General features: G+C 66.2%; 15 protein-coding genes. 12 read left to right on the top strand and 3 right to left on the bottom strand.

Going from position 1 to position 15817, the window contains the following annotated elements:
* Positions 1–61 precede the first annotated feature (61 nt).
* A complete protein-coding gene (locus EBMC1_RS04245) occupies positions 62–613 on the bottom strand; it encodes a phosphatase PAP2 family protein (RefSeq protein ID WP_003041139.1) in 552 nt (183 codons plus the stop codon).
* A 355-nt stretch (positions 614–968) separates the two neighbouring features.
* Between EBMC1_RS04245 and mdh the strand changes: the two genes are divergently transcribed.
* From mdh to EBMC1_RS04200, 9 genes are all read left to right on the top strand, one after another.
* Positions 969–1931: a malate dehydrogenase gene (gene mdh, locus EBMC1_RS04240; protein WP_003041135.1), complete on the top strand. Its 963-nt coding sequence runs from the start codon at positions 969–971 to the stop codon at positions 1929–1931.
* 50 nt (positions 1932–1981) lie between these two features.
* Positions 1982–2398 (top strand): hypothetical protein, encoded by a 417-nt coding sequence (locus EBMC1_RS04235; RefSeq protein WP_003041133.1) that lies wholly within the window; start codon positions 1982–1984, stop codon positions 2396–2398.
* A complete protein-coding gene (gene sucD, locus EBMC1_RS04230; protein WP_003041131.1) occupies positions 2395–3285 on the top strand; it encodes a succinate--CoA ligase subunit alpha in 891 nt (296 codons plus the stop codon). The genes EBMC1_RS04235 and sucD overlap by 4 nt, the downstream gene beginning before the upstream one ends.
* A gap of 80 nt (positions 3286–3365) precedes the next feature.
* Complete coding sequence (locus EBMC1_RS04225) at positions 3366–6188, top strand: 2-oxoglutarate dehydrogenase E1 component (protein WP_003041128.1); 2823 nt, start codon at positions 3366–3368, stop codon at positions 6186–6188.
* 31 nt (positions 6189–6219) lie between these two features.
* Positions 6220–7446, top strand: a complete 1227-nt coding sequence (gene odhB / locus EBMC1_RS04220; RefSeq protein WP_003041125.1) for a 2-oxoglutarate dehydrogenase complex dihydrolipoyllysine-residue succinyltransferase — start codon at positions 6220–6222, stop codon at positions 7444–7446.
* A 40-nt stretch (positions 7447–7486) separates the two neighbouring features.
* Positions 7487–8899, top strand: a complete 1413-nt coding sequence (gene lpdA / locus EBMC1_RS04215) for a dihydrolipoyl dehydrogenase (protein ID WP_003041122.1) — start codon at positions 7487–7489, stop codon at positions 8897–8899.
* Positions 8900–9038: 139 nt separating this feature from the next.
* Complete coding sequence (locus EBMC1_RS04210) at positions 9039–9662, top strand: trimeric intracellular cation channel family protein (protein ID WP_003041119.1); 624 nt, start codon at positions 9039–9041, stop codon at positions 9660–9662.
* Positions 9663–9758: 96 nt separating this feature from the next.
* Positions 9759–10007 carry a hypothetical protein gene (locus EBMC1_RS04205; RefSeq protein WP_003041116.1) on the top strand — a complete coding sequence of 83 codons (249 nt, stop codon included), beginning with the start codon at positions 9759–9761 and terminating at the stop codon, positions 10005–10007.
* A gap of 55 nt (positions 10008–10062) precedes the next feature.
* Positions 10063–10962: an alpha/beta fold hydrolase gene (locus EBMC1_RS04200; RefSeq protein ID WP_003041113.1), complete on the top strand. Its 900-nt coding sequence runs from the start codon at positions 10063–10065 to the stop codon at positions 10960–10962.
* Positions 10963–10983: 21 nt separating this feature from the next.
* On the opposite strand, the gene EBMC1_RS04195 is transcribed toward EBMC1_RS04200, so the two are convergent.
* A complete protein-coding gene (locus tag EBMC1_RS04195) occupies positions 10984–11619 on the bottom strand; it encodes a hypothetical protein (protein WP_003041110.1) in 636 nt (211 codons plus the stop codon).
* A 59-nt stretch (positions 11620–11678) separates the two neighbouring features.
* On the bottom strand, positions 11679–12956 hold the full coding sequence (purD, locus tag EBMC1_RS04190) for a phosphoribosylamine--glycine ligase (RefSeq protein ID WP_003041107.1): 1278 nt from the start codon (positions 12954–12956) through the stop codon (positions 11679–11681).
* Here purD and xseA point away from each other — a divergent pair.
* The 3 genes from xseA to EBMC1_RS04175 all read left to right on the top strand — a co-directional run bounded on the left by xseA (position 12955) and on the right by EBMC1_RS04175 (position 15612).
* Positions 12955–14385 (top strand): exodeoxyribonuclease VII large subunit, encoded by a 1431-nt coding sequence (gene xseA / locus EBMC1_RS04185; RefSeq protein ID WP_003041104.1) that lies wholly within the window; start codon positions 12955–12957, stop codon positions 14383–14385. The genes purD and xseA overlap by 2 nt on opposite strands.
* Positions 14386–14461: 76 nt before the next feature.
* Positions 14462–14674, top strand: coding sequence for a DUF2093 domain-containing protein (locus EBMC1_RS04180; RefSeq protein ID WP_003041102.1), 213 nt, complete (start codon positions 14462–14464; stop codon positions 14672–14674).
* Positions 14671–15612, top strand: a complete 942-nt coding sequence (locus tag EBMC1_RS04175) for a M23 family metallopeptidase (protein WP_003041099.1) — start codon at positions 14671–14673, stop codon at positions 15610–15612. The genes EBMC1_RS04180 and EBMC1_RS04175 overlap by 4 nt, the downstream gene beginning before the upstream one ends.
* Positions 15613–15817 lie beyond the last annotated feature (205 nt).

Below are 15817 nucleotides of genomic sequence, written 5' to 3'. Positions count from 1 at the left end.
GCTATCAACATCGGCGTAACGAAGCGTTAAGCGGCGGCTGTGGCTGCACCGTACCGATCGTTCAGAAGCGCATCGTCATCGCGACGCCCCCGCCCCCGGCATCGGCCCATGGAAAGACCTGGACCCGGTCGCTCGCGCGGCGCGTGATCAGAAAGCCCGATGCCTCGCCGATCGCGGCGCCGACCAGCACGTCATGGACATGATGTTTTCGGGCTTCGACCCGGCTCAATCCGACGAAGGCGGCAAGCGCCTGCGCGGGAAGCCCCACTTTCCAGCCGTAACGGTTCTGCAGCGTCGCCGCCGCCGCAAAGGATACCGACGTATGGCCCGAGGGGAAGCCCTTGTTGTCGCTGCCGTCGGGGCGTCGCTCGGGAAAGACCTGCTTCAGACCGGCGGTCACGCCCGCGGCAGCGACGAGGCTGCCGCCGGCTTGCAGCGTGCCGTCCCAGTCACTCTGGGCAAGCGGAACCCCGAACGCGGCGATCACCAGGGCGTCGCGCGTGATCGATCCCGCGTCATTCCATGTCTTTTCGCCGGCATGGGCGGGCGGCGTTGCGGCGGTGGTCAGGAGGATGGCGCAGGACAGCGCAGGGATAAAAGCTCTCTTGGTCATGGTGGCGTCGATCCTTTTGCAGGCGCAGGGCGCACGGCCCCGCCTGGCGACGCCCCAAGATCGCCACCGCCTGTCTTACGCCTGTGGCCGACCGGCGCAAGCGATGTTCACGCGGCCGGTATGAATCGCTTAGGATCGCTCGCGCTTCGGTTCTGAATCAGGCCTGATCTTGCAATAACGCTATTGCGAACTATTTGCATAAAAACGCGGTTTTTCGTCCTTTTCGCGGTTGTTTCGTTGACGGAATCGGCGTAGGGCGTCGCGAGTCTTTGGGATCGGCAGGCGGCTTTGGCCCGTGGCCCCGCCGGTCTGGAAATCACTGCCGGGCTTTGCCAGGAAGGGAGTGCCGCGCGCCATGGGACGCAAGAAGATCGCTTTGATCGGAGCCGGGAATATCGGCGGGACGCTGGCGCTGCTCGCCGCGCAGAAGGAACTGGGCGACGTCGTCCTGTTCGACGTCGTCGAAGGCGTGCCGCAGGGTAAGGCGCTCGACCTGTCGCAGGTCGGCCCGATCGCCGGCTTCGACGCAAAGATCACCGGCTCGAATGATTATGCCGACATTGCAGGCGCCGACGTCATCATCGTCACCGCCGGCGTCGCCCGCAAGCCGGGCATGAGCCGCGACGATTTGCTCGGCATCAATTTGAAGGTCATGAAGGCCGTTGGCGAAGGCATCAAGGCGAACGCCCCCGACGCGTTCGTCATCTGCATCACCAACCCGCTCGACGCAATGGTCTGGGCGCTGCGCGAATTCTCGGGTCTGCCGCACAACAAAGTCGTCGGCATGGCGGGCGTGCTCGACTCGGCGCGCTTCAGCCACTTCATCGCCGACGAATTCGACGTGTCGGTGAAGGATGTGAACACCTTCGTCCTTGGCGGCCACGGCGACACGATGGTTCCCGTCGTCCGCTATTCGACGGTCAACGGCATCCCCGTTCCCGACCTCGTCAAGATGGGCCTGTCGAGCCAGGACAAGATCGACGCGATCGTCAAGCGCACCCGCGGCGGCGGCGGCGAAATCGTCGCGCTGCTCGGGACCGGTTCGGCGTTCTACGCGCCCGCGGCGTCGGGCATCGCGATGGCCGAAGCTTACCTCGGCGACCAGAAGCGCATCCTGCCCTGCGCCGCCTATGTCGACGGCCAGTACGGCGTCGACGGCCTCTATGTCGGCGTGCCGGTGATGATCGGTGCGGGCGGCGTCGAAAAGATCGTCGAGATCGAACTCGACGATGCCGACAAGGCGGGCCTGCAGGTGTCGGTCGATGCGGTCAAGGAACTGCTCGACGCGTGCAAGACTCTGGATCCGTCGCTGGCGTGAGGCGGCTTTCTTCCTTCGCGCTGCTTGCTTGCCTCATCGCAAGTCCGGCAATGTCAAAAGAGCATGTCAGCCAGCGTTTTCTGACGACCGCGTTGTTATGCGAAACCTTGCTGGAAAACCCTTCTGCTGTGATGGCCGCGCTCAAAAAGGATGGCTGGGCCGATACGACACCAGCCATGATGGGCCAAATGACTGGTTCATATACTTTTCGGAAAAAGAGCGATGAGGCGATTGTCGGATTACCAAATTCCATTGCCGAGCCGAGTTGCCAGTTCGACTTCGCCAAAGTCTCAGAAAGAGCGGCAGAAAATGTGATCGCGGAGTTGACGACTTTGATTGGCAGCGAGCCAACGACATCTGGCGGGATCACCGAGTGGAATACGGCGAACGGAACTGTGTCCCTGCTAAGCAGAAGCGAAAATAGTTTGACCATCATGTGGTTACCAAAATCGGAGAAAGCCGAATGAGCATCCTCATCGACAAGAATACCAAGGTCATCACGCAAGGGATGACCGGTGCCACCGGCACCTTCCACACCGAACAGGCGCTTGCCTATGGCACGCAGATGGTCGGCGGCGTGACGCCGGGCAAGGGCGGCACGACGCATATCGGCCTGCCGATGTTCGACACCGTCGCCGAAGCGAAGGCAACGACCGGCGCGACCGCGTCGGTCATCTATGTGCCGCCGCCGTTCGCGGCCGATTCGATCCTCGAGGCGATCGATGCCGAGATCGAGCTGATCGTCGCGATTACCGAAGGCATTCCGGTGCTCGACATGGTTAAGGTAAAGCGCGCGCTGTCGGGTTCGAAGTCGCGGCTGATCGGCCCGAACTGCCCCGGCGTGCTGACCCCCGACGAATGCAAGATCGGCATCATGCCGGGCAGCATCTTCAAAAAGGGCAGCGTCGGCGTCGTCTCGCGCTCGGGCACTTTGACCTATGAGGCGGTGTTCCAGACCACCAACGCCGGACTCGGCCAGACCACCGCGGTCGGCATCGGCGGCGACCCCGTCAACGGCACCAACTTTATCGATGTCCTTGAACTCTTCCTCGCCGACGAAGCGACCAAGTCGATCATCATGATCGGCGAAATCGGCGGCGACGCCGAGGAGCAGGCGGCGCAGTTCCTGATCGACGAAGCCAAGCGCGGCCGCAAGAAGCCGATGGTCGGTTTCATCGCGGGCCGCACCGCGCCTCCGGGCCGCCGCATGGGCCACGCCGGCGCCATCGTGTCGGGCGGCAAGGGCGATGCCGAAAGCAAGATTGCGGCGATGGAAGCCGCCGGCATCACCGTGTCGGCCAGCCCGTCGGAACTCGGCACGACGCTTGCCGAAGTGCTGAAGGCACGCGTCTGATCGGACGGCCCGCCGGCGCCTGATGCCGGCGGGCTTCCCTTCCCCGAATATCCCATCCCTTCCTCCCCGTGGAATCGCAGATGAACCTCGAACGACAAAGCTTCGACGTCGATGAAGTCCAGGCCGGCCCGAGCTGGGCGCCGAAGAACTGGCCGCTGATCGACAGCGATGATCTGACCGCCGCGCTCGACCCGCAGCAGATGCAGGTCGCGGTCAAGGCGGCCGCGGCGAAGGCGGGGGCCCCGCTCTCGAACGCCGAGGTCGAACGGGCGGCCGACGATTCGATCCGCGCGATGATGCTGATCCGCACCTATCGCGTGCGCGGGCACCTTGCGGCGACGCTCGATCCGCTGGGCCTGACCCACCGCGAATTGCCGGCCGATCTGACGCCCGAATATCACGGCTTCATCGGGGCGGACCAGGACCGACCGATTTTCCTCGGTGGCACGCTGGGGCTCGAGAAGGCGACGATTCGCGAGGTGGTGTCGATCCTGCAGGCCAATTACTGCGGGCACGTCGGCCTTGAATATATGCACATCGCCGATGTCGAGGAGCGCCGCTTCCTCCAGGAGCGGATGGAAGGCGCCGACAAGTCGATCGACTTCACCGCCAACGGCAAGAAGGCGATCCTCAACAAGGTGATCGAGGCCGAGGAATGGGAGAAATTCCTCGCGCGCAAATATGTCGGCACGAAGCGTTTCGGGCTCGACGGCGGCGAATCGATGATCCCTGCACTCGAGGCGATCATCAAATATGGCGGCCAATATGGGGTGAAGGAAATCGTCTATGGCATGGCCCATCGCGGCCGCCTGAACGTCCTCGCCAATGTGCTGGCCAAGCCGTACAAGGTCATCTTCCACGAATTTCAGGGCGGCACCGCGAACCCCGAGGATGTCGGCGGTTCGGGCGACGTCAAATATCACCTCGGCACGTCGACCGACCGCGAGTTCGACGGCGTGTCGGTCCATATGTCGCTGGTCCCGAACCCGTCGCACCTCGAAGCGGTCGACCCCGTCGTGCTGGGCAAGGTGCGCGCGCAGCAGGTGATGCGCGACGATCTGGCCGAACATAGCCAGGTGCTGCCGGTGCTGATCCACGGCGACGCCGCCTTTGCGGGGCAGGGGATCGTGTGGGAATGCCTGGGCTTTTCGGGCATTCGCGGCTACAATACTGGCGGCTGCATTCACTTCATCGTCAACAACCAGATCGGCTTCACGACCAGCCCGCAGTTCGCACGCTCGTCGCCCTATCCGTCCGACGTGGCAAAGGGCGTGATGGCGCCGATCCTGCACGTCAACGGCGACGATCCCGAAGCCGTGACCTTCGCGTGCAAGCTGGCGATCGACTTCCGCCAGCAGTTCAAGCGCGACATCGTCATCGACATGTGGTGCTATCGCCGCTTCGGCCACAATGAAGGCGACGAGCCGAGCTTTACCCAGCCGCTGATGTACGCGATCATCCGCAAGCATCCGCCAGTGTCGGACCTCTATGCCACGCGGCTGGAGGCAGAGGGCGTCGTTTCGGCTGGCGATGCCGAAGCGCACCGCGCCGAGTTCGTCGCGCGGCTCGAAGATGAATTCGAAGCATCGAAGACCTACAAGTCGAACAAGGCCGACTGGTTCGCCGGCCGCTGGTCGGGGCTGCACGCGCCCGCCGACCCCGAAAATGCCCGGCGCAACATTTCGACGGGCGTATCGGAAAAGCTGTTCGACGCCATCGGCCGCACGATGACGACGATCCCTGACGATCTGGAGGTGCACAAGACGCTGCGCCGCGTGATCGACGCTCGCGCCGCGATGTTCGCGAACAAGGACGATGCCGAGGTGTTCGATTGGGCAACCGCCGAAAGCCTCGCCTTCGGCACGCTGCTCAGCGAAGGCTATCAGGTGCGCCTCTCGGGACAGGATTCGGGCCGCGGCACGTTCAGCCAGCGTCACGCCGTCTGGGTCGACCAGAAGGACGAGCATAAATATATCCCGCTGACCACCGTGCCGCACGGCCGGTTCGAGGTGCTCGACAGCCCGCTGTCCGAATATGGCGTGCTCGGCTTCGAATATGGCTATGCGATGGCCGATCCGAAGAGCCTCGTGCTGTGGGAAGCGCAGTTCGGCGACTTCGCCAACGGCGCGCAGATCATGATCGACCAGTTCATCGCGGCGGGCGAAGCCAAATGGCTGCGCGCCAACGGCCTCGTGCTGCTGCTGCCGCACGGCTATGAAGGGCAGGGCCCCGAGCATAGCTCGGCGCGTCTCGAACGCTTCCTTCAGCTTTGCGCCGGCGACAACATCCAGGTGTGCAATATTTCGACCCCGTCGAACTATTTCCACGTCCTGCGCCGCCAGATGCTGCGCCCCTTCCGCAAGCCGCTCATCATCATGACGCCCAAGTCGCTGCTTCGCCACAAGCTGGCCGTGTCGCAGCGCTCGGACTTCATCGGCGAAGCGCATTTCCGCCGCATCATGTCGGACCGCACCCCGCCGGAAGATGCGAAGGTCAAGCGTGTCGTCCTGTGTTCGGGCAAGGTCGGTTACGACCTGATGGAGGCGCGCGACGCCGCCGGGCTCGACGACACGACGGTGATCCGCATCGAACAGATTTATCCCTTCCCCGGCGAGGCGCTGGCCATCCGCCTGAAGAAGATGAAGAATCTGGAAGAGGTCGTTTGGGCGCAGGAAGAGCCGCGCAACAACGGCGCCTGGTTCTTCGTCGAGCCGCTGATCGAGGAATCGCTGATCGACGCTGGCCACAAGGGCATGCGCGCCCGTTACGCCGGCCGGGCTGCCGCGGCTTCGCCCGCCACCGGCCTGATGAGCCGCCACCAGACCGAACAGGCGGCGCTCGTCGCCGACGCGCTGGGCCTCAATGTCCGCGCCGAAATCCGTCGCAACAAGAATAAAGCCTGAGCCAGAGCTTAAGCCCTAAGGAACTGCATCAATGAGCACCGAAGTCAAAGTCCCGACGCTGGGTGAAAGCGTGACCGAAGCGACGATCGGCGAGTGGCTGAAGCAGCCCGGCGAAGCCGTCGCGCTCGACGAGCCGATTGCCAGCCTCGAAACCGACAAGGTCGCGGTCGAAGTGCCGTCGCCCGTCGCCGGCGTGATGGGGCAACAGGTCGTCGCCGTCGGCGATACCGTCAATGTCGGCGCGGTGATCGCGACGATCGAGGCCGGCGACGGCAAGGCCGCCGCTCCCGCGCCTGCGCCCGCGGCGAAGGCCGAAGCGGCGGCGCCCGCTCCCGCAGCGACCGGCGGCGAGGATGCCGTCGTCACCCTGTCGCCCGCGGTGCGCCGCCTCGTCCTCGAGCACGGCCTCGATCCGAGCAAGATCAAGGGCACCGGCAAGGACGGCCGCCTGACCAAGGAAGATGTGCTCGCGGCCGCCGAAGCCGCTCCCGATGTGGCACCCGCGCCCGCGGCTGCCCCGGCACCTGCCGCCGCGCCCGCTGCAACGGGTGCGCCGGGCCGTCAGGAAGAGCGGGTCAAGATGACCCGCCTGCGGCAGACGATCGCCCGCCGCCTGAAATCGGCGCAGGATACGGCGGCGATGCTCACCACGTTCAACGACGTCGACATGACGGCGGTGATCGAGGCGCGCGGCCGCTATAAGGATCTGTTTGAAAAGAAGCATGGCGTGCGCCTGGGCTTCATGGGCTTCTTTACCAAGGCCGCCTGCCTTGCGCTCAAGGACATTCCCGCGGTCAACGGCCGTATCGACGGCGACGAGATCGTCTATAACAATTATATGGACATCTCGGTCGCGGTCAGCGGTCCGAGCGGGCTTGTCGTGCCGGTGATCCGCAACGCCGAAAGCCTGTCCTTCGCCGGCATCGAAAAGACGATCGGCGATTTCGGCAAGCGCGCCAAGGAAGGCACGCTGACGATGGACGATATGACCGGGGGCACCTTCACCATCTCGAACGGCGGCGTGTTCGGCTCGCTGATGTCGACCCCGATCATCAACCCGCCGCAATCGGCCGTGCTGGGCCTCCACCGCATCGAGGATCGTCCGGTCGCGATCAATGGTCAGGTCGTGATCCGTCCGATGATGTATCTGGCGCTGAGCTATGACCACCGCCTGATCGATGGCCGCGAGGCGGTGACCTTCCTGAAAACGATCAAGGAAGCGATCGAGGATCCGACGCGGCTTTTGATCGACCTCTAAGAGATTTCTCCCCATCCCCCGAGGGGTAAAGGAACAACAAATGGCTGATTACGACTACGACGTCCTTGTCATCGGTGCCGGTCCCGGCGGTTATGTGGCGGCGATCCGCGCGGCGCAGCTCGGGCTCAAGACCGCGTGCGCCGAAGGGCGCGAAACGCTGGGCGGCACCTGCCTCAACGTCGGCTGCATCCCGTCGAAGGCGATGCTGCACGCGTCGGAATATTTCGAGGCGGCGGCGGGCGGCGCGATGGCGGCGATGGGCATCAAGGTGGCGCCCGAACTCGACCTTGGCGCGATGCACGGCCAGCGCAAGGATGCGGTCAAGGGCCTGACCGGCGGCATCGAATTCCTGTTCAAGAAGAACAAGGTCGACTGGCTGAAGGGCTATGCGCAGTTCACCGGCAAGGACAGCGTCGAGGTTGCGGGCAAGGCCTATCGCGCCAAGAACATCATCATCGCCACCGGATCGTCGGTGACTCCGCTTCCGGGCGTCGAAGTCGACAACGACAAGGGCGTGATCGTCGATTCGACCGGCGCGCTCGAACTTGCGAAGGTACCCGGTCATATGGTCGTGATCGGCGGCGGCGTGATCGGGCTCGAACTCGGCAGCGTCTGGCGCCGGCTTGGCGCGAAAGTCACCGTGGTCGAGTTTCTCGACCAGATCCTGCCCGGGATGGACGGCGACGTTCGCAAGGAAGCGAACAAGATCTTCAAGAAGCAGGGCATGGATTTCAAGCTGAAGACCAAGGTCACCGGGGCCGAAGTGAAGGGCAAGAAGGCCGTGCTGACGCTCGAGCCCGCCGCGGGAGGCGACGCCGAAACGCTCGAAGCCGATGTCGTCCTCGTTTCGATCGGTCGCCGTCCGAACACCGACGGCCTCGCGCTCGACAAGGCGGGGCTGACCACGAACCAGCGCGGTCAGATCGAGACCGATCATGATTTCCGCACCGCCGTCGACGGCATCTGGGCGATCGGCGACGTGGTTCCCGGCCCGATGCTCGCGCACAAGGCCGAGGATGAAGGCATCGCCTGCGCTGAAAATATCGCGGGGCTGACCGGCATCGTGAACCACGACGTCATCCCGTCGGTGGTCTACACTTGGCCCGAAATCGCCGGCGTCGGCCTGACCGAAGAGCAGGCTGTCGAGAAGGCTGGTGGGGAAAAGGGCGACGTCAAGGTCGGCAAATTCCCGATGCTCGCGAACAGCCGTGCGAAGACCAACCACGAACCCGACGGCTTTGTGAAGGTGATCGCCGATGCCAAGAGCGACCGCGTTCTGGGCGTCTGGATCATCGCAGTGCCGGCGGGCACGATGATCGCGCAGGCGGCGCAGGCGATGGAATTCGGCGCGACGTCCGAAGACATCGCCTACACCTGTCACGCGCACCCGACGCACAGCGAGGCAATCAAGGAAGCCGCGATGGCGGTGACCGGAAAGCCGATCCACATCTGAGTTACCCGTCCACTGGGGTAGGGCATGGGGCGGCGGCGACGTCGCCCCATTTCCGTTGCGCCGCGCCGCCGATGATCGCATGACGAAGCGGTTGCCGGCACCGGTGCCGGCCTGCGGGACGAAGAAGCATCGCCGATCCATGGACACCCAGACGCTCGTTCGCCTTCTCGATCTGACCGGCATCGCGGTCTTCGCGCTGTCGGGCGCGTTGATGGCGGTGCGCCTGCGCCAGACGCTGGTGACGGCGAGCTTCTTTGCGCTCGTCACCGGGGTCGGCGGGGGTAGCGTGCGCGACCTGCTGATCGGCGCGCCGGTCTTCTGGGTTCAGGACGGCGCGATCGGCGCGGTGTGCATCGCGATTGCGCTGGTCGTGTGGGTGACTCCCGAACGCTGGTGGCAGGGGCAGCTTCTGGAATGGGCCGATGCGGTCGGGCTCGCCGCTTATGCGGTGTTCGGGACGGCCAAGGCCCTCGCCTGGGGCGTGGCGCCGGTTCCCGCGCTGATGATGGGCGTCATCACCGGCTGCGTCGGCGGGACGATCCGCGATATATTGGCCGGGGTGCCGTCGATCATCATGCGGCCCGAAATCTATGTCACCGCGGCGGCGCTCGCCTCCGGGCTGTTTCTGGTCCTGACCTGGCTCGGCGTCGCAACCTCGGTCGCCGCTGTCGCGGGGGCCGCGTCGGGTTTCGTCCTGCGCGGCGCAGCAATTCGCTGGTCTTTGGCGCTTCCGACGTATAGGGGGCGCCCCGAATCGCGGTAAATAGCGGCAGTGGGAGCCGCAACGCTCGCTTAACGCTGATCCTGTAAAGGATCCGGTGACGCGCGGAGAGGCGCGTCGTGGGGACCAGTTTCGACCTTGAAGACATTGCTGATTCATTTCGGCGCCGGGGTGGCGGCGTCCGACTGCGTGGACGCGTGTCACGACACGGCGCACACCGGACGATGGATCATCGGCCTGTCGCTGGTGATCTTTGCGCTGCCGTTTTGCGCGCATGCGGCGCGGCGCGTCCTTCTGTCGCGCGCGCGCGCCGGCTGGCGCATCCGGCGTGGCGCGGTTCCGACGAAGCCGGCCCGGTTTCGCTTTCGCCGACGGGCGCCCTCTTGACCGCGCCGCGCGCAGCGGCACAGTGGCGGTTTGACCATCGGGGAGCGGCGACGGCATGACGACAGAGCAGGCAGCGGTAAACGGGATCAGCATCACCTTCGAAGACAAGGGGCCACGCGATGCGCCGGTGATTCTGCTGGTGATGGGGCTGGGCGGACAGCTGACGCTGTGGCCCGACGAATTTGTCGATGCGCTGAATGCGCGCGGCTTTCGGACCATCCGGTACGACAATCGCGACGTCGGCCTGTCGACGCGCTTCGACGCGGCCGGTGTCCCCCATCTCAAATGGATGTTCGTGAAGTCGCTGCTGCGCCTGCCGGTGCGGAGCGCTTACACGCTCGCCGACATGGCCGCCGACGGCGTGGCGCTGCTCGACCATCTGGGCATCGCGCGGGCGCATATCGTCGGCGTGTCGATGGGCGGGATGATCTCGCAGCATATCGCCGCGCGCTATCCGGATCGCGTGCTGTCGCTGACGTCGGTGATGTCGACGACCGGCAATCCCCGCCTGCCACGCGCGCAAAAGGAAGCGATGCAGGTGCTGACCAGCCGGCCGATGAGCGGCGATCCCGAAGATCTGATCGCCTATTCGGTGCGCGCCGCCAAGGTGATCGGCAGCCCCGGCTACCCGCCCGACGAGGAGCGGTTGCAGCGGCGCGTGCGCAGCGATTTCGAACGTGGCTGGTATCCGCAGGGCGTCGCGCGCCAGATGGCGGCGATCGTCGCCGATGGCGACCGGCGGCCGATGCTGAAGTCGATCGGCGCGCCGACGCTGGTGATCCATGGCGAGGGCGATCCGCTGGTACCGCTGGCGGGCGGCCGCGATACCGCAGACAATATTCCGGGCGCCCGGCTGCTAACCATCCCCGGCATGGGGCATGATTTGCCGCTGGGATTGGTCGATACGCTGGCCGACGCGATTGCCGGTCACGCCGGGGCGGTTGCCCGGGCCTGAGCTATAGGGCGGCTTTGCGCCTTATAGCTCGCCGCCAAGGGCACCATATTTCGCCTCGAACCCCGCCTTGTCGCCCTTCGCCAGATAGCCGGCCTGGTCGACGATATTGTCGCGGGCGATGCGGCCCTGAAATGCGCCGAGTTGCGGATCGATCGCGGCGATATCGGCGTCGGTCCAGGCGGCGATCTGCGCAAAGCTGGTCACGCCCAGACCGCCGAGCAGCGTCGCCATTTTCGGCCCGACGCCTTTCAGCAATTGCAGATTGTCGGCTTTGGCGGCGGCAGGGGCGGGAGCGGCTTCTGCCGGCGGGGCAGGGGCGACCGGTGGAGGCGCGGCCGGTTCGGGCTCGGGCGCTTGCGCAGCGGGCGCGGGGGCAGGCGGGACGGTGGGCTCCGCCGGAATGTCGGAGGCTGTCGGCGGCGCAGCGGGCGGCGGGGGCGGCGATGCGGGCGCGGCTTCCTTTGGTTTGAAGCGCGCTGGTTCGGCCTTGACGATGTCGGGCTTCGCCGCTTCGAGCGGCTTTTTCGGCTCGGCCGGCATCGCTGCGGGCGGCGCTGCTTCTTCGGGGCGCTTGCGGCCGAATAGCCACCACAGCAGGACGGCCGCGACGACCAGTCCGACGACCGCGATGATCCAATTTTCCTGAAGCCACGTCATGATGATCTCCCTGTTTCACTGTCAGCCTAAGCCGACGTGGACGGCGCGTCCAGCACCGCTCAGCGCGCCTCGCGGGTGACCTCGCGCCAGCCGATGTCGCGGCGGCAGAAGCCGCTCGGGAAATCGAGCTTGTCGACCGCGGCATAGGCGCGCGTCTGCGCCTCGGTGACGCTCTTGCCCGTCGCGGTGACGTTGAGCACGCGTCCCCCCGCGGCGACGATCGCGCCGTCGGCGCGCGCGGTCCCGGCATGGAAGACGCGCACGCCGCCCGCTTCGGCCGCGGCGATGTTGCGGATTGCGCCGCCCTTGTCGGGGGTGCCCGGATAGCCGTTCGCCGCCATCACGACGGTCAGCGCATAGCCGCCGGTAAAGGTCGGCGCGGGCACGTCGGCCAGCCGCCCGGTTGCGGCGGCATGAAGCAGCGCGGCAAAATCGCCGGTCAGACGCATCATCAGCACCTGACATTCGGGATCGCCGAAACGGCAATTATATTCGATCAGCTTCGGCCCTTCACCGGTCAGCATCAGCCCGGCGAACAGCACCCCGACATAGGGCGTGCCTTCGGCAGCGAGCGCGGCGACGGTGGGACGGATGATGCGGTCCATCACCTCGGCCTCGAGCGTTTTGGTCAATACCGGGGCCGGGCTGTAGGCGCCCATGCCGCCGGTGTTGGGGCCGGTGTCGCCGTCGCCGACGCGCTTGTGATCCTGCGCGCTGCCGAAGGCGATGACATTGGTGCCGTCGGACAGCGCGAAGAAGCTTGCCTCCTCGCCGGTCATGAATTCCTCGATCACCACCTCTGCCCCCGCGCCGCCAAAGGCGCCCGCGAACATGTTGGCGATCGCGGCTTCGGCCTCTGCGCGCGTCTCGGCGATGATCACGCCCTTGCCCGCGGCGAGCCCGTCGGCCTTGATGACGACGGGGATGGCGAAATCGGCGAGCGCGGCCAGTGCGGCTTCGGCGCTGGCGCAGCGCACATAGCCGGCGGTCGGAATCGCGGCGCGCGCACACAGATCTTTGGTAAAGCCCTTCGATCCTTCGAGCTGCGCGGCCGCGGCGGACGGGCCGAAGACCGGAATGTCGATCGCGCGCAGCCGGTCGCCCAATCCGGCGACGAGCGGTGCTTCGGGGCCGACGACGACGAAATCGATCGCATGGGTGCGCACGAAGGCGACGAGCCCGTCGACATCGTCGGCGGCGATCGGCACACATTCGGCATAGACTTCGATCCCGGGGTTTCCGGGTGCCGCATAGAGCTTGGCGCAACTCGGCGATTGTGCCAGTTGCCAGCTCAGCGCATGTTCGCGCCCCCCAGATCCGACCAGCAGGATATTCATGAGCGTCCCTTTTCCGTCCGACGATGGCACCGAAGCGCGGCTGTTAGCCGAGGCGACGGCGGGCGACAATGCACCCGCACTGTCGGTCACGCAATTGTCGGCGGCGATCAAGCGGACGGTCGAGGACGGCTTTGCGCGCGTCCGCGTACGCGGAGAGCTGTCGGGCGCGAAGCGTGCGGCATCGGGGCATTTCTACGCCGCGCTCAAGGACGACAACGCGCTGATCGACATGGTGATGTGGAAGGGGCAGGCGGCGCGCCTTGCCTTCCGGCCCGAAGATGGCATCGAGGTGATCGCGACGGGCAAGCTCACCACCTATCCCGGCCGCTCCAAATATCAGCTCGTCGTCGAAAGCTTGGAGGTCGCGGGCGAAGGCGCGTTGATGCTGTTGTTCGAAAAGCTGAAGGCGCGGCTTGGCGCCGAAGGGCTGTTCGACCGCGAACGCAAGCGGCCCTTACCCTATCTGCCGCGCGTCATCGGCGTCGTCACCTCGCCGACCGGGGCGGTGATCCGCGACATTCTCCATCGCCTCGCCGATCGCTGTCCGACGCGGGTGATCCTGTGGCCGGTGCTGGTGCAGGGCGAAGGCGCGGCGGCGCAGGTTGCGAACGCGGTGCGCGGTTTCGATGTGCTCGCGCCCGGCGGACCGGTGCCGCGCCCCGACCTTGTCATCGTCGCGCGCGGCGGCGGTTCGATCGAGGATTTATGGGCGTTCAACGAAGAGATTGTGGTGCGCGCGATCGCCGATTGCCGCATCCCGACGATCAGCGCGGTCGGCCATGAGACCGATGTGACGCTGGCCGATTACGCCGCCGACGTGCGCGCGCCGACGCCGACCGCCGCCGCCGAAATGGCGGTGCCGGTGCGCGCCGAACTGATCGCGCAGCTTGCAACGTGGCGCAGCCGGATGACGGGCGCGGCGACGCGCCACCGCACGCTCGCGGGCGAGCGATTGACTGCGCTCGCGCGGCACCTGCCGAAGCGCGAGGCGCTCTACGCCCCCCAGCGCCAACGGCTCGACGACGCCGCCGACCGGCTCGATCGCAGCCAGCGCCACCGGCTTGCGATCGCCGGCGAGCGGTTGGCGACGCGCGGCGCGGCGCTGCGTCCGGCGCTGCTGGCGCGCGCCTGGGACCGCGATCGCGCCAAGCTGGCGGGGCTTGCACGGCTGCTGACCTCGCTCGATCCGCGCGCGCTGCTCGCTCGCGGCTATGCGATGGTGCGCGATGCCGAGGGGGCGATCGTGCCGAGCGCCGTGCGCGCGCGGGGCGCGGGCCATCTGCGGCTTGCCTTCGCCGATGGCGAGGTGCCGGTGACGGTGGCGGACGGCGATGTGCCGTCACCCCCTGCACCCTCCGCAGCGCCGACCCCAAAGCCCGCGCGTAAGCCTCCCGCCGCGCCGGGGCGGGGACAGGGCGAGCTGTTCTGAGCGTCGCAGGGGTGGCCGAAATCGCGCAGGTCGCTATATTGACCCCGATATCTTGGATAATTTGATGGACCCCGCCATGTTGATCGCCAGCCGCAACCGCCTTGCCCGCCTGCAATATGGCCCGAACGGATTTCGTATCCTGTCGCCGGGCGACCATGTGCTGTGCGCGGTAAGCGGGGTGCCGATCGGGCTCGACGAGCTGCGCTATTGGTCGGTCGCGCGGCAGGAGCCCTATGCGACCGCGGCGATTTCGGTGCAGGCCGCACTGGACGCGGCGCGCGGCGCATGATCGCGCGCGGGGCAGCGCCCCGAGCGATTGCTTCGCTGACCTTGGCCATTGCGGCCGCAGGTTGCGTACCCGCCGTGGCCGACAGTCCCCCGGCGCCCAAGGCAGCAGCGGCGCCCGCGGCCGTGGCGCCTTCGGTGCCGAACGCACCGCCGGTCCCGAAGCCGCTTCCCGGTCCCGCCGATTTCGCCTTTCGCGGCAGCATGATCCAGGGCGGGACGCTGATCGGCCAGGTGCCGGGCGGAACGCGCACGTTGACGCTCGACGGCGCACCCGTTCCGGTCGCAGGCGATGGCGCTTTCCTGATCGCCTTCGATCGCGATGCGCCGGCGAGCCAGCAACTGGTAGCGACCCTTTCCGACGGGCGCACGGTCACGCGGACGCTGAGCATTGCGGCGGGGAATTGGCGGATCGAAAATATCAACGCGCCCTATCGCGGCAGTGCATCGAGCGATGCCGAGTTCGAACGCCGCCGCCCCGCCGAACTGGCGCAAATCGCCGCGGCGCGCGCGAGCCATGTCGAATCGGACGGCTGGCGGCAGCAATTTCGCTGGCCGGCGACGGGGCGGCTGTCGGGCTTTTTCGGTTCACAGCGCGTCTATCAGGGCAAGCCGGGCAGCTATCACAGCGGCACCGATATCGCCGTGCCCGCAGGCACGCCCTTTTTCGCGCCCGCCGACGGGGTCGTCGTGCTCGCGGCCGATGCGCCCTTCACGCTGGAGGGCAATTTGCTGATCGTCGACCACGGCATGGGGCTGACCAGCGCTTTTCTGCACTGCCAGCGCCTCGCTGTGAAGGCCGGCGACCGTGTGACGCAAGGGCAACAGCTCGGTACGGTGGGCGCGACGGGACGGGCAACAGGGCCGCATATGCATTGGGGGCTCAAATGGCGCGACGCGCGGCTCGACCCGGGCACGCTCGCGGGACCGATGGCGCGATAATCGAGGCGTTTCGGCTGGAGGCGCAATTTAATTACGCGCTAGGGCCGTTGATTATTCGAAGTGTGTGAGCGCTCATTTGTGTTGTTGCAAATTCGTCACAATCGCTTGTGAAACCGCGTCCCTCGGGGGGAATTCCCTTTACTCACCATGAATGAGCGATCATCCCGCACGCTATCGGGGTGTCTGTTCGGCGGCTTTGCGCTGC

The sequence above is a fragment of the Sphingopyxis sp. MC1 genome, from assembly GCF_000371385.1.
Lineage (GTDB): Bacteria > Pseudomonadota > Alphaproteobacteria > Sphingomonadales > Sphingomonadaceae > Sphingopyxis > Sphingopyxis terrae.
Note: the sequence above shows the minus strand (reverse complement) of the source record. Positions and strands in the feature narration are given on the sequence as shown.

What these genes read in the sequence shown, in the direction of transcription:
- EBMC1_RS04180 (WP_003041102.1), top strand. Translation starts at nt 14,462, where the DNA reads ATGTTGATCGCCAGCCGCAACCGCCTTGCCCGCCTGCAATATGGCCCG.
- EBMC1_RS04245 (WP_003041139.1), bottom strand. Translation starts at nt 613, where the DNA reads ATGACCAAGAGAGCTTTTATCCCTGCGCTGTCCTGCGCCATCCTCCTG.
- EBMC1_RS04210 (WP_003041119.1), top strand. Translation starts at nt 9,039, where the DNA reads ATGGACACCCAGACGCTCGTTCGCCTTCTCGATCTGACCGGCATCGCG.
- EBMC1_RS04200 (WP_003041113.1), top strand. Translation starts at nt 10,063, where the DNA reads ATGACGACAGAGCAGGCAGCGGTAAACGGGATCAGCATCACCTTCGAA.
- odhB (WP_003041125.1), top strand. Translation starts at nt 6,220, where the DNA reads ATGAGCACCGAAGTCAAAGTCCCGACGCTGGGTGAAAGCGTGACCGAA.
- sucD (WP_003041131.1), top strand. Translation starts at nt 2,395, where the DNA reads ATGAGCATCCTCATCGACAAGAATACCAAGGTCATCACGCAAGGGATG.
- EBMC1_RS04175 (WP_003041099.1), top strand. Translation starts at nt 14,671, where the DNA reads ATGATCGCGCGCGGGGCAGCGCCCCGAGCGATTGCTTCGCTGACCTTG.
- purD (WP_003041107.1), bottom strand. Translation starts at nt 12,956, where the DNA reads ATGAATATCCTGCTGGTCGGATCTGGGGGGCGCGAACATGCGCTGAGC.
- lpdA (WP_003041122.1), top strand. Translation starts at nt 7,487, where the DNA reads ATGGCTGATTACGACTACGACGTCCTTGTCATCGGTGCCGGTCCCGGC.
- EBMC1_RS04195 (WP_003041110.1), bottom strand. Translation starts at nt 11,619, where the DNA reads ATGACGTGGCTTCAGGAAAATTGGATCATCGCGGTCGTCGGACTGGTC.
- EBMC1_RS04225 (WP_003041128.1), top strand. Translation starts at nt 3,366, where the DNA reads ATGAACCTCGAACGACAAAGCTTCGACGTCGATGAAGTCCAGGCCGGC.
- mdh (WP_003041135.1), top strand. Translation starts at nt 969, where the DNA reads ATGGGACGCAAGAAGATCGCTTTGATCGGAGCCGGGAATATCGGCGGG.
- EBMC1_RS04235 (WP_003041133.1), top strand. Translation starts at nt 1,982, where the DNA reads ATGTCAAAAGAGCATGTCAGCCAGCGTTTTCTGACGACCGCGTTGTTA.
- xseA (WP_003041104.1), top strand. Translation starts at nt 12,955, where the DNA reads ATGAGCGTCCCTTTTCCGTCCGACGATGGCACCGAAGCGCGGCTGTTA.